This is a genomic window from Mesorhizobium sp. M8A.F.Ca.ET.021.01.1.1 (assembly GCF_003998025.1).
GTDB lineage: Bacteria > Pseudomonadota > Alphaproteobacteria > Rhizobiales > Rhizobiaceae > Mesorhizobium.
This window is the reverse complement of sequence record NZ_RZSJ01000158.1, coordinates 1-11,133: the sequence shown is the minus strand read 5'-3', so window position 1 is coordinate 11,133 and position 11,133 is coordinate 1. Positions and strand designations below refer to the sequence as shown.

The 11,133-nt window shown below is 62.2% G+C and carries 22 protein-coding genes and 1 pseudogene; all 23 read left to right on the top strand.

Going from position 1 to position 11,133, the window contains the following annotated elements; translation table 11 throughout:
• Positions 1-134, top strand: a pseudogene (tuf, locus tag EOA36_RS14845) (elongation factor Tu); the annotation flags it as partial.
• 69 nt (positions 135-203) lie between these two features.
• Positions 204-512, top strand: coding sequence for a 30S ribosomal protein S10 (gene rpsJ / locus EOA36_RS14840; protein ID WP_010909272.1), 309 nt, complete (start codon positions 204-206; stop codon positions 510-512).
• Between the two features lie 61 nt (positions 513-573).
• Positions 574-1,296, top strand: a complete 723-nt coding sequence (rplC, locus tag EOA36_RS14835; protein ID WP_023757978.1) for a 50S ribosomal protein L3 — start codon at positions 574-576, stop codon at positions 1,294-1,296.
• Positions 1,296-1,916, top strand: coding sequence for a 50S ribosomal protein L4 (gene rplD / locus EOA36_RS14830; RefSeq protein ID WP_015317984.1), 621 nt, complete (start codon positions 1,296-1,298; stop codon positions 1,914-1,916). Before rplC ends, rplD begins: the two co-directional genes overlap by 1 nt.
• Positions 1,913-2,206 (top strand): 50S ribosomal protein L23, encoded by a 294-nt coding sequence (locus tag EOA36_RS14825; protein WP_010909275.1) that lies wholly within the window; start codon positions 1,913-1,915, stop codon positions 2,204-2,206. Before rplD ends, EOA36_RS14825 begins: the two co-directional genes overlap by 4 nt.
• A 22-nt stretch (positions 2,207-2,228) precedes the next feature.
• Positions 2,229-3,062, top strand: coding sequence for a 50S ribosomal protein L2 (gene rplB / locus EOA36_RS14820; RefSeq protein WP_127278266.1), 834 nt, complete (start codon positions 2,229-2,231; stop codon positions 3,060-3,062).
• A gap of 16 nt (positions 3,063-3,078) precedes the next feature.
• The gene (gene rpsS / locus EOA36_RS14815; protein WP_027044977.1) at positions 3,079-3,357 is read left to right on the top strand and encodes a 30S ribosomal protein S19; all 279 of its coding nucleotides are present in this window, start codon (positions 3,079-3,081) and stop codon (positions 3,355-3,357) included.
• Between the two features lie 2 nt (positions 3,358-3,359).
• Entirely contained in the window at positions 3,360-3,749 is a 390-nt protein-coding gene (gene rplV, locus EOA36_RS14810; RefSeq protein WP_006205462.1) for a 50S ribosomal protein L22, read from the top strand.
• On the top strand, positions 3,749-4,474 hold the full coding sequence (rpsC, locus tag EOA36_RS14805; RefSeq protein WP_013895697.1) for a 30S ribosomal protein S3: 726 nt from the start codon (positions 3,749-3,751) through the stop codon (positions 4,472-4,474). The genes rplV and rpsC overlap by 1 nt, the downstream gene beginning before the upstream one ends.
• A 27-nt stretch (positions 4,475-4,501) precedes the next feature.
• Entirely contained in the window at positions 4,502-4,915 is a 414-nt protein-coding gene (rplP, locus tag EOA36_RS14800; RefSeq protein ID WP_006205460.1) for a 50S ribosomal protein L16, read from the top strand.
• Between the two features lie 13 nt (positions 4,916-4,928).
• Positions 4,929-5,129, top strand: coding sequence for a 50S ribosomal protein L29 (gene rpmC, locus EOA36_RS14795; protein ID WP_006205459.1), 201 nt, complete (start codon positions 4,929-4,931; stop codon positions 5,127-5,129).
• Positions 5,130-5,140: 11 nt separating this feature from the next.
• On the top strand, positions 5,141-5,380 hold the full coding sequence (gene rpsQ / locus EOA36_RS14790; protein ID WP_010909280.1) for a 30S ribosomal protein S17: 240 nt from the start codon (positions 5,141-5,143) through the stop codon (positions 5,378-5,380).
• Positions 5,381-5,452: 72 nt separating this feature from the next.
• Positions 5,453-5,821, top strand: coding sequence for a 50S ribosomal protein L14 (rplN, locus tag EOA36_RS14785; RefSeq protein WP_006205457.1), 369 nt, complete (start codon positions 5,453-5,455; stop codon positions 5,819-5,821).
• 12 nt (positions 5,822-5,833) lie between these two features.
• Complete coding sequence (gene rplX, locus EOA36_RS14780; RefSeq protein WP_006205456.1) at positions 5,834-6,148, top strand: 50S ribosomal protein L24; 315 nt, start codon at positions 5,834-5,836, stop codon at positions 6,146-6,148.
• Positions 6,141-6,719, top strand: coding sequence for a 50S ribosomal protein L5 (gene rplE / locus EOA36_RS14775; RefSeq protein ID WP_127278265.1), 579 nt, complete (start codon positions 6,141-6,143; stop codon positions 6,717-6,719). The genes rplX and rplE overlap by 8 nt, the downstream gene beginning before the upstream one ends.
• Before the next feature lie 27 nt (positions 6,720-6,746).
• A complete protein-coding gene (rpsN, locus tag EOA36_RS14770) occupies positions 6,747-7,052 on the top strand; it encodes a 30S ribosomal protein S14 (protein WP_010909282.1) in 306 nt (101 codons plus the stop codon).
• Between the two features lie 12 nt (positions 7,053-7,064).
• Entirely contained in the window at positions 7,065-7,463 is a 399-nt protein-coding gene (gene rpsH / locus EOA36_RS14765) for a 30S ribosomal protein S8 (RefSeq protein ID WP_006205453.1), read from the top strand.
• An 88-nt stretch (positions 7,464-7,551) separates the two neighbouring features.
• Entirely contained in the window at positions 7,552-8,085 is a 534-nt protein-coding gene (gene rplF / locus EOA36_RS14760; RefSeq protein ID WP_013895694.1) for a 50S ribosomal protein L6, read from the top strand.
• Positions 8,086-8,223: 138 nt separating this feature from the next.
• The gene (rplR, locus tag EOA36_RS14755) at positions 8,224-8,583 is read left to right on the top strand and encodes a 50S ribosomal protein L18 (RefSeq protein WP_027145576.1); all 360 of its coding nucleotides are present in this window, start codon (positions 8,224-8,226) and stop codon (positions 8,581-8,583) included.
• 76 nt (positions 8,584-8,659) lie between these two features.
• On the top strand, positions 8,660-9,223 hold the full coding sequence (gene rpsE, locus EOA36_RS14750; RefSeq protein WP_032933400.1) for a 30S ribosomal protein S5: 564 nt from the start codon (positions 8,660-8,662) through the stop codon (positions 9,221-9,223).
• Positions 9,224-9,247: 24 nt separating this feature from the next.
• A complete protein-coding gene (gene rpmD / locus EOA36_RS14745; RefSeq protein WP_006205449.1) occupies positions 9,248-9,445 on the top strand; it encodes a 50S ribosomal protein L30 in 198 nt (65 codons plus the stop codon).
• Positions 9,446-9,467: 22 nt separating this feature from the next.
• Positions 9,468-9,941, top strand: coding sequence for a 50S ribosomal protein L15 (gene rplO, locus EOA36_RS14740; RefSeq protein WP_095775807.1), 474 nt, complete (start codon positions 9,468-9,470; stop codon positions 9,939-9,941).
• A 193-nt stretch (positions 9,942-10,134) separates the two neighbouring features.
• Positions 10,135-11,133, top strand: a 999-nt coding sequence (gene secY, locus EOA36_RS14735; protein ID WP_127278264.1) for a preprotein translocase subunit SecY, incomplete at its 3' end; no start/stop codon positions are given.

Below are 11,133 nucleotides of genomic sequence, written 5' to 3'. Positions count from 1 at the left end.
TGATGCCCGGCGACAACATCACGGTCGATGTCGAGCTGATCGTGCCGATCGCCATGGAAGAGAAGCTGCGCTTCGCCATCCGTGAAGGCGGCCGCACCGTCGGTGCCGGCATCGTCGTCACCATCAAAGAGTAATTTGGACTTAAACCGATCTGTCGCGGGCGCCGGAGTTGCCCGCGCCGCGCCAGAACAAGGAAGTGACGCATGAACGGACAGAATATCCGCATCCGCCTGAAGGCGTTTGATCACCGCGTGCTCGACGCCTCGACGAAGGAAATCGTGTCGACGGCCAAGCGCACCGGTGCAAACGTCCGCGGCCCCATTCCGCTGCCGACGCGGATCGAAAAGTTCACGGTCAACCGGTCGCCTCACGTCGACAAGAAGAGCCGCGAGCAGTTCGAGATGCGCACGCACAAGCGTCTGCTCGACATCGTCGATCCGACCCCGCAGACCGTCGATGCTTTGATGAAGCTCGATCTGGCCGCCGGCGTCGACGTCGAGATCAAGCTCTAAGGGAATGAGAGCGCGGTAAGGGGCGGTGTCCCTGGCCCGGAACTCTAAAGGAATTGAACCGATGCGTTCAGGTGTGATTGCAAAGAAGGTGGGAATGACCCGCATCTATAATGATGCGGGGGAACATGTTCCCGTCACCGTTCTCCAGATGGAGAACTGCCAGGTCGTGGCACAGCGCACGCAGGAGAAGAATGGCTACACCGCCGTTCAGCTCGGCGTTGGCCTCGCCAAGGTGAAGAACACGTCGAAGGCGATGCGCGGCCATTTCGCGACCGCTTCCGTCGAGCCTAAGGCGAAGGTCGCCGAGTTCCGCGTCTCCGCCGACAACATGATCGATGTTGGCGCCGAGATCACCGTCGAGCACTTTGTCGCCGGCCAGAAGGTCGATGTGACGGGCACGACGATCGGCAAGGGTTTCCAGGGCGTCATCAAGCGTCACCACATGGGTGGTGGTCGCGCGACGCACGGTAACTCGGTATCGCACCGTACACACGGTTCGACCGGCCAGCGTCAGGACCCGGGCAAGGTGTTCAAGGGCAAGCACATGGCTGGCCACATGGGCGACACCAGGGTCACCACGCAGAATGTCGAGATCGTCTCGACCGACGCCGACCGCGGCCTGATCCTGATCCGCGGTGCGGTTCCCGGATCGAAGGGCGCCTGGATCCTGGTCCGCGACGCGGCCAAGGTGGCGCTGCCGGCCAATGCGCCGAAGCCCGCCGCGATCCGTGCTGTTGCGGCAGCTGCGAAGAACGAGGCTCCGGCCACAGAGGGAGCGGAATAATGGATCTCAAGATCACAACGCTCGGCGGTAAAGACGCCGGCAAGGTGGAACTTTCCGACGGAATTTTCGGCCTTGATCCGCGCGAGGACATCCTGCAGCGCGTCGTGCGCTGGCAGCTTGCCAAGAAGCAGCAGGGCACGCACAAGGCCAAGGGCCGCGCCGAAATCGCGCGCACCGGCGCCAAGATGTACAAGCAGAAGGGTACGGGCCGCGCCCGTCACCACTCGGCACGCGCTCCGCAGTTCCGCGGCGGCGGCAAGGCCCACGGCCCGGTCGTTCGCAGCCATGAGCATGAACTGCCCAAGAAGGTTCGTGCGCTTGGCCTCAAGCATGCTCTCTCGGCCAAGGCCAAGAGCGCGTCGATCATCATCATCGACGAGCTGAAGCTGACCGAGGCCAAGACGAAGGCGCTGATCGCGAATTTCGCGACGCTGGGTCTGACCAACGCCCTGGTGATTGGCGGCGCCGAGCTTGACAAGAACTTCAAGCTGGCAGCCACCAACATCCCCAACATCGACGTGCTGCCCATCCAGGGCATCAACGTCTACGACATTCTGCGCCGCGGCACGCTGGTCCTTTCGAAGGCCGCCGTCGAGGCTCTCGAGGAGCGCTTTAAATGACCGACCTTCGTCACTACGACGTGATCGTCTCGCCGGCGATCACCGAAAAGTCGACCATGGCCTCCGAGCAGAACCAGGTCGTCTTCAACGTCGCCAAGAAGGCGTCGAAGCCGGAAATCAAGGCCGCCGTCGAAGCGCTGTTCGGCGTCAAGGTGATGGCCGTGAACACGCTTGTCCGCAAGGGCAAGATCAAGCGCTTCCGCGGCACGATCGGCCGCCAGAGCGACGTCAAGAAGGCGATCGTGACGCTGGCCGACGGCCAGTCGATCGACGTCGCGACGGGTCTCTGAGCAAGGCCGCGAGGACAGGACAATGGCACTTAAGAAATTCAACCCGATAACGCCGAGCACCCGCCAGCTGGTCATCGTCGACCGCTCGGGCCTCTACAAGGGCAAGCCCGTCAAGGGCCTGACCGAAGGCCTGACCAAGTCGGGCGGCCGCAACAATTACGGCCGCATCACGGCCCGCTTCATCGGCGGCGGTCACAAGCGTTCGTACCGCATCATCGACTTCAAGCGCCGCAAGTTCGACGTCGTCGGCACGGTCGAGCGCATCGAATACGATCCGAACCGCACCGCCTTCATCGCGCTGATCAAGTATGATGATGGTGAGCTGTCCTACATCATTGCTCCGCAGCGCCTGGCTCCCGGCGACAAGATCGTGGCGGGCGAAGCCGTCGACGTGAAGCCGGGCAACGCGATGCCGCTGGCCTCGATGCCGGTTGGCACCATCGTCCACAACATCGAGCTGAAGCCGGGCAAGGGCGCCCAGGTTGCCCGCTCCGCGGGTGGTTACGGCCAGCTGGTCGGCCGTGACCAGGGCATGGCGATCCTGCGCCTCAACTCGGGTGAGCAGCGTGTCGTTCACGGCTCCTGCATGGCCACCGTCGGTGCCGTGTCCAATCCGGACCACGGCAACATCAATGACGGCAAGGCCGGCCGCACGGTTTGGCGCGGCAAGCGTCCGCACAATCGCGGCGTGACCATGAACCCGGTCGACCATCCGCACGGCGGCGGCGAAGGCCGCACCTCCGGTGGCCGTCATCCGGTCAGCCCGTGGGGCAAGCCGACCAAAGGCAAGAAGACGCGGTCCAACAAGGCGACCGACAAGTTCATCCTGCGCTCGCGCCATCAGCGCAAGAGCTAAGAAGAGGTAACGCCAAGTGACTCGTTCTATTTGGAAAGGCCCCTTCATCGACGGCTACCTTCTCAAGAAGGTGGATAAGGTTCGTGAAGGTGGTCGCAATGAGGTGATCAAGATGTGGAGCCGTCGCTCCACCATCCTGCCGCAGTTCGTCGGCTTCACCTTCGGTGTCTACAACGGCCAGAAGCACGTTCCCGTCGCGGTGAACGAGGACATGGTCGGTCACAAGTTCGGTGAATTCGCTCCGACGCGGACCTATTACGGTCACGGCGCGGATAAGAAGGCGAAGAGGAAATAATCATGGGCAAGGCCAAAGCTCCGCGCAGGCTTGCTGACAACGAAGCGCGCGCCGTGTTGCGCACGATCCGTATCAGCCCGCAGAAGCTGAACCTGGTTGCCGCGCTGATCCGCGGCAAGAAGGTCGCGACAGCGCTTTCCGATCTCGAATTCTCGGCCAAGCGGATTTCCGGCACGGTCAAGAAGACGCTGGAATCGGCAATCGCCAACGCGGAAAACAACCACGACCTCGACGTCGATGCGCTGATCGTGGCGGAAGCCTATGTCGGCAAGTCGATCGTCATGAAGCGGTTCCACGCTCGTGGCCGCGGTCGCGCCAGCCGTATCGAGAAGCCGTTCTCGCACCTCACGATCGTCGTTCGTGAAGTCGAAGAAAAAGGGGAGGCCGCATAATGGGCCAGAAAGTCAATCCGATCGGTCTTCGCCTCGGCATCAACCGCACCTGGGATTCGCGCTGGTTCGCGAACACCGGCGAGTACGGCAAGCTGCTGCATGAGGACATCAAGATCCGCAAGTATCTTGAGAAGGAGCTCAAGCAGGCCGCGATCTCCAAGGTCGTGATCGAGCGTCCGCACAAGAAGTGCCGCGTCACCATCCATGCCGCGCGCCCGGGTCTGATCATTGGCAAGAAGGGCGCCGACATCGAGAAGCTTCGCAAGAAGCTGATGGAGATGACGAAGTCCGAGACGCACCTCAACATCGTCGAAGTGCGCAAGCCGGAAATCGACGCGACCCTGGTCGCCCAGTCGATCGCCCAGCAGCTCGAGCGCCGCATCGCGTTCCGCCGCGCCATGAAGCGTGCCGTGCAGTCGGCCATGCGCCTCGGTGCCGAAGGCATCCGCATCAACTGCGCCGGCCGTCTTGGCGGCGCCGAGATCGCGCGCATGGAATGGTACCGTGAAGGTCGCGTGCCGCTGCATACGCTGCGCGCCGATGTCGACTACGGCACGGCCGAGGCGAATACGGCTTACGGCATTTGTGGCGTCAAGGTCTGGGTATTCAAGGGCGAGATCCTCGAGCACGATCCGATGGCTTCGGAGCGTCGTGCGACCGAGGGCGATGCCGCGCATGGCGGTGGTGGTGATCGCGAACGCGGTCGTCGTCGCGAAAACGCCTGAGACATTTAGGAATTTGGAGTTAGAACGATGCTGCAGCCAAAGCGCACAAAGTTCCGCAAGCAGTTCAAGGGCCGTATCCATGGTACCGCAAAGGGCGGCACCAACCTGGATTTCGGTGGTTTCGGGCTGAAGGCGCTTGAGCCGAACCGCGTCACCGCGCGTGAGATCGAGGCGGCCCGCCGCGCGATCACTCGCGAAATGAAGCGCGCTGGCCGCGTCTGGATCCGTATTTTCCCGGACGTGCCGGTCACGTCGAAGCCGACCGAAGTCCGCATGGGCAAGGGCAAGGGCGCGGTCGACTACTGGGCGGCGCGCGTCAAGCCGGGCCGCATCATGTTCGAGATCGACGGCGTCAATGAAGAAACCGCCCGTGAGGCGCTGCGTCTCGGCGCGGCCAAGCTCTCGGTCAGGACGCGCTTCGTACAGCGCATCGCAGAATAAGGACGGGCTGATCATGAAAGCCGAAGATATCCGGACCAAGACCCAGGACCAGCTGACCGACGACCTGGCCAGCCTGAAGAAGGAGCAGTTCAACCTGCGCTTCCAGAAGGCCACCGGCCAGCTCGAGAAGACCGCGCGCGTGAGGCAGGTTCGTAAGGACATTGCGCGTATCAAGACCATCGCTGCGGAAAAGTCCGCGGCCAAGAAGGCTTAAGGACGAAAACCATGCCAAAGCGCATTCTGCAGGGCACCGTCGTCAGCGACAAGAACGAGAAGACGGTTGTCGTCAAGGTCGAACGGCGCTTCACGCATCCCGTGATGAAGAAGACCGTGCGCATGACCAAGAAGTACAAGGCGCACGACGAGAATAACGCCCACAAGGTCGGCGATCAGGTGTTCATCCAGGAATCGAAGCCGATTTCCAAGGATAAGCGCTGGATCGTCGTGTCCTCGGACCAGGCGTAAACAAACGAATTTTGGACAGACCGGGGAGGGGCTTCGAGCCCGTCCCGTTAGGAAAGAAGAAGGCGGCCAGTCATGATTCAGATGCAAACAAACCTCGACGTGGCGGATAATTCCGGCGCGCGTCGTGTCATGTGCATCAAGGTGCTGGGCGGCTCGAAGCGGAAATACGCTTCCGTGGGCGACATCATCGTGGTGTCGATCAAGGAAGCCATTCCGCGCGGCCGCGTTAAGAAGGGCGATGTGATGAAGGCGGTCGTGGTTCGCACGGCCAAGGACATCCGCCGCCCGGACGGCAGCGTGATCCGTTTCGACAAGAACGCGGCCGTTCTCGTCGACAACAAGAAAGAGCCGATCGGCACGCGTATCTTCGGACCGGTTCCGCGCGAACTTCGCGCCAAGAACCACATGAAGATCATCTCGCTCGCGCCTGAAGTGCTGTAAGGAGCCGGACCAATGCAAAAGATTAGAAAAGGCGACAAGGTCGTCGTGCTGGCCGGCAAGGACAAGGGCCGTTCGGGCGAAGTCCTTTCGGTTCAGCCGAAGGATGACACCGCGCTGGTGCGCGGCGTCAACATGATCCGTCGTCACCAGAAGCAGTCCCAGTCCCAAGAGGGCGGGATCATTACCAAGGAAGCGCCGATCCAGCTGTCGAACATCGCGCTGGCCGACCCGAAGGATGGCAAGCCGACCCGCGTCGGTTTCATCTTCCAGAAGGACGGCAAGAAGGTGCGCGTCGCCAAGCGCTCGGGAGAAGTCATCAATGGCTAAGGCTCAAACCAAGCAGGCGACCGCCAACAACACGCCGCGCCTCAAGCAGGTCTACAACGAGACCATTCGCAAGGCGCTGCAGGAGCAGTTCGGCTACGACAACGACATGCAGGTTCCGCGCCTCGACAAGATCGTGCTGAACATGGGTGTCGGCGAAGCGACCGCAGATTCGAAGAAGCCTTCGGTCGCGGCCGAAGATCTGGCGATGATCGCCGGCCAGAAGGCCGTCGTCACCCGCGCCCGCAATTCGATCGCTGGCTTCAAGGTCCGCGAGAACATGCCGATCGGCGCCAAGGTCACGCTGCGCAAGGAACGTATGTACGAGTTCCTCGACCGCCTCGTGAACATCGCGCTGCCGCGCGTCCGCGACTTCCGCGGACTGAACCCCAAGAGCTTCGATGGCCGTGGCAACTACGCCATGGGCATCAAGGAGCACATCGTGTTCCCGGAGATCAACTACGACAAGGTTGATCAGATCTGGGGCATGGACGTCATCGTTTGTACGACTGCGAAGACGGACGACGAAGCCAGGGCTTTGCTCAAGGCTTTCAACTTCCCCTTCCGCCAGTAACGGCAGCGAGAAAAGGAAAAATCTGAAATGGCAAAGACCAGCTCAGTCGAGAAGAACAACAGGCGCCGCAAGCTTGCCGACCAGTACGGTCCCAAGCGCGCTGCGCTGAAGGCGATCATCATGGATCAGTCCAAGCCGATGGAAGAGCGCTTCCGCGCTCAGCTGAAGCTTGCTGCCCTGCCGCGCAACTCGGCCAAGATCCGCATCCGCAACCGCTGCGAAGTCACCGGCCGTCCGCGGGCCTATTATCGCAAGCTCAAAGTATCGCGCATCGCGCTTCGGGATCTCGGCAACAACGGCCAGATCCCGGGCCTGGTCAAGTCGAGCTGGTAAGGAGGACATAACATGTCATTGAGCGATCCTCTCGGCGATATGCTGACCCGCATCCGCAACGCCTATGGCCGCAAGAAGTCGAGTGTCTCGACGCCGGCCTCGCGTCTGCGCACCCGCGTCCTCGACGTGCTGAAGGCTGAAGGCTATATCCGCGATTACAGCCAGACCGACTTCGACAACGGCAAGTCCGAGATCGAAATCGAGCTGAAGTATTTCGACGGTGCTCCGGTCGTGCGTGAAATCGCCCGCGTTTCGAAGCCCGGCCGCCGCGTTTACGTTTCGGCCAAGTCGATCCCGCACGTCGCCAACGGCCTCGGCATCGCCATCCTTTCGACACCGAAGGGCGTGATGGCCGACCACGAAGCACGCGAGCAGAACGTCGGCGGCGAGATCCTCTGCCAGATCTTCTGATCTGGCAGCTCACCGCAAATTGGAATCCGGTCTTCGGATCGTTCCGAAGACAGAGACCTGAAACAAGAGAAGTGACGAGGACAACAAAATGTCTCGTATTGGAAAGAAACCCGTTTCGCTGCCGCAGGGCGTGACCGCGACCGTCAACGGCCAGACCGTGACGGCGAAGGGCCCCAAGGGCGAGCTGAAGTTCGTGGTGAACGACGAAGTGCTGGTCAAGATGGAAGGCAGCGAGATCGCTGTCCAGCCGCGCGACCAGACCAAGACCGCCCGGTCCAAGTGGGGCATGTCGCGCACGCAGATCGTCAACATCCTGCAGGGTGTGAAGGACGGCTTCGAGAAGAAGCTCGAGATCACCGGCGTCGGCTATCGCGCCGCTTTGCAGGGTAAGAACCTGCAGCTGGCTCTTGGCTTCAGCCATGATGTCGTCTACGAGACGCCGGCCGGCATCACGATCACCGTGCCGAAGCCGACCGAAATCACCGTGGCCGGCATCGACAAGCAGCAGGTCGGCCAGGTTGCCGCGGAGATCCGCGAATACCGTGGTCCCGAGCCTTACAAGGGCAAGGGCGTCCGTTATGCTGGCGAGAAGATCGTCCGCAAGGAAGGCAAGAAGAAGTAATCGGTTTGGCTTGGAAAAGTCGCGGACTTTTCGGACAGGACCAAGCCACGGAAGTGTAACGCCGCGGGGAGCGGTCGCGGGAGGCGCTTCGCCTACCGCATATGGCGGCCCCCGTTTTTTGAAGGCAAGGAAGACATCATGGGTACCAAGGAAGCCATCCAGCGCCGTGCGCAACGCGTCCGCCGCCAGATCAAGAAAGTCGCCGGCGAACGTCCGCGTCTTTCGGTGCACCGCACGTCGAAGAACATCTACGTTCAGGTGATCGATGACGCCAAGGGCCACACCATCGCTGCCGCCTCGACGCTCGAGAAGGACCTCAAGGGGTCGCTCAAGACCGGCGCCGATACCGCCGCCGCCGCCGCAATCGGCAAGCTGATCGCCGAGCGCGCCACCAAGGCCGGCATCAAGGAAGTCGTTTTCGACCGTGGCCCGTACATCTATCACGGCCGCGTCAAGGCGCTGGCCGAGGCTGCCCGCGAAGGCGGTCTCAGCTTCTGATTTTTCACCGTCGGCGACCCAAAGTGGCGCCGGCAATCAGCAACCCGTGCTTCCGGAAAAGAACAAGGAACAGGATATGGCACAGGAACGTAGGGAAGGCGGCCGCGGCCGCGAGCGTGAAGAGCGCGATGACGGCATGGTGGACAAGCTGGTCCACATCAATCGCGTCGCCAAGGTCGTCAAGGGTGGCCGCCGCTTCGGCTTCGCCGCGCTCGTCGTCGTCGGCGACCAGAAGGGCCGCGTCGGCTTCGGTCATGGCAAGGCGCGCGAAGTGCCGGAAGCCATCCGCAAGGCGACTGAATCGGCCAAGCGCGACATGATCTTCGTGCCGCTGCGCTCGGGCCGCACGCTGCATCACGACGTCGAAGGACGCTGGGGTGCGGGCCGCGTGCTGCTGCGCGCCGCCAAGCAGGGTACCGGCATCATCGCCGGCGGCCCGATGCGCGCTGTCTTCGAGACGCTCGGCATGCATGACGTGGTCGCCAAGTCGATGGGGTCGTCGAACCCCTACAACATGGTTCGCGCCACCTTCGACGCGCTGAAGAGCCAGATGCATCCCAAGGATGTGGCTGCCGCGCGCGGCATCAAGTATTCGACCCTTCAGGCCCGCCGCGGCACCGCCGTTGCGGCTGAAGAATAGTCGATCTGACCAGGGATTTTGACCATGGCCAAGAAAGCAACCAAGACCATCACCGTTGAGCAGATCGGTTCGCCGATCCGCCGCCCGAAGGAACAGCGCGCGACGCTGGTCGGCCTCGGCCTCAACAAGATGCACAAGCAGCGCACGCTGGAAGATACGCCCTCCGTGCGCGGCATGATCGCCGCCGTCCAGCATCTCGTCCGCGTTGTGGACGAGGGCTGAGCCAAAGCGCAGGAGAAGCAAGATGAAACTCAACGATCTGCGTGACAAGGACGGCGCGACGCACTCCAAGAAGCGTCTCGGCCGCGGTATCGGCTCCGGTTCGGGCAAGACCGCCGGTCGCGGCGTCAAGGGCCAGAAGGCGCGCTCCGGCGTTGCCGTCAACGGCTTCGAGGGTGGCCAGATGCCGCTTTACAGGCGCCTGCCGAAGCGTGGCTTCAACAACATCTTCGCCAAGAGCTTCGTTGTCGTCTCGCTGGCCCGCATCCAGGAAGCCGTCGATGCCAAGAAGCTCGACGCCAAGGCGACCGTGACGGCCGAGGCGCTTGTCGCCGCCGGCGTCATCCGTCGCGTCAAGGATGGCGTGCGCGTGCTGTCCGATGGCGAACTCAAGGCCAAGCTCGCCTTCGACGTCGCTGGCGCCTCCAAGGCCGCGATCGAGAAGATCGAAAAGGCCGGTGGGTCGGTCAAGCTGCCGGAAAAGGCAGCTGCCGAGTAACGGCAATTTGAAGCGCGGTCGGCAAGAGTGGCATCCGTTTTTGCTTTCGATCGCGCTTTGATCTGCTCAATTTAGCGGCCGCGTCAACGCGGCCGCTTGCATGTTTACAGCCCGGAGCTTATCTCGTGAGCTTCGGTGAAACGCACCGCCTGACCTCACGGGCCATCAAGCGTTACCAAGCGGAGAATCAGGCATGGCTTCGGCTGCTGAACAACTAGCCTCGAATCTGAATTTCTCGGCCTTCGCCAAGGCGGAGGACCTGAAGAAACGCATCTGGTTCACCATCGGCGCGTTGCTCGTCTATCGCCTCGGCACCTACATCCCGCTTCCCGGCATCAATCCCGATGCCTTCGCCCAGGCCTTCTCCTCGCAGAGCAAGGGCGTGCTCGGCATGTTCAACATGTTCGCCGGCGGCGCCGTGCAGCGCATGGCGATCTTTGCGCTTGGCATCATGCCCTACATCTCCGCCTCCATCATCATGCAGTTGATGACATCGGTCATTCCCTCGCTGGAAGCGCTGAAGAAGGAAGGCGAGCAGGGCCGCAAGGTCATCAACCAGTACACGCGCTACGGCACCGTGCTGCTGGCGCTGGTGCAGGCCTACGGCATTTCGGTGGGGCTGGAGAACGGCAACGGCATCGTCAGCGACCCCGGCATGTTCTTCCGCATCTCCACCGTCGTCACGCTTGTCGGCGGCACCATGTTCCTGATGTGGCTCGGCGAGCAGATCACCGCGCGCGGCATCGGTAACGGTATCTCGCTCATCATTTTCTCCGGCATCGTCGCTGGTCTTCCGCACGCCATTTCCGGCACGCTGGAGCTCGGCCGCACCGGCGCCCTGTCGACCGGCCTGATCCTGGCGATCATCGTGCTGGCCATCGTCGTGATCGCGCTCATCGTCTTTTTCGAGCGCGCCCAGCGCCGCCTGCTGATCCAGTATCCGAAGCGCCAGGTCGGCAACCGCATGTTCCAGGGCGATACCTCGCATTTGCCGCTCAAGCTCAACACGTCGGGCGTCATCCCGCCGATCTTCGCGTCGTCGCTGCTGCTGCTGCCGGCCACCGTCGCCGGCTTTTCGCAGACGACCAACATGCCGGCCTGGGCGAGCACCATCCTGGCCTCGCTCGGCCACGGCCAGCCGCTCTACATGGCATTCTACGCGGCGATGATCGTGTTCTTCGCCTTCTTCTAC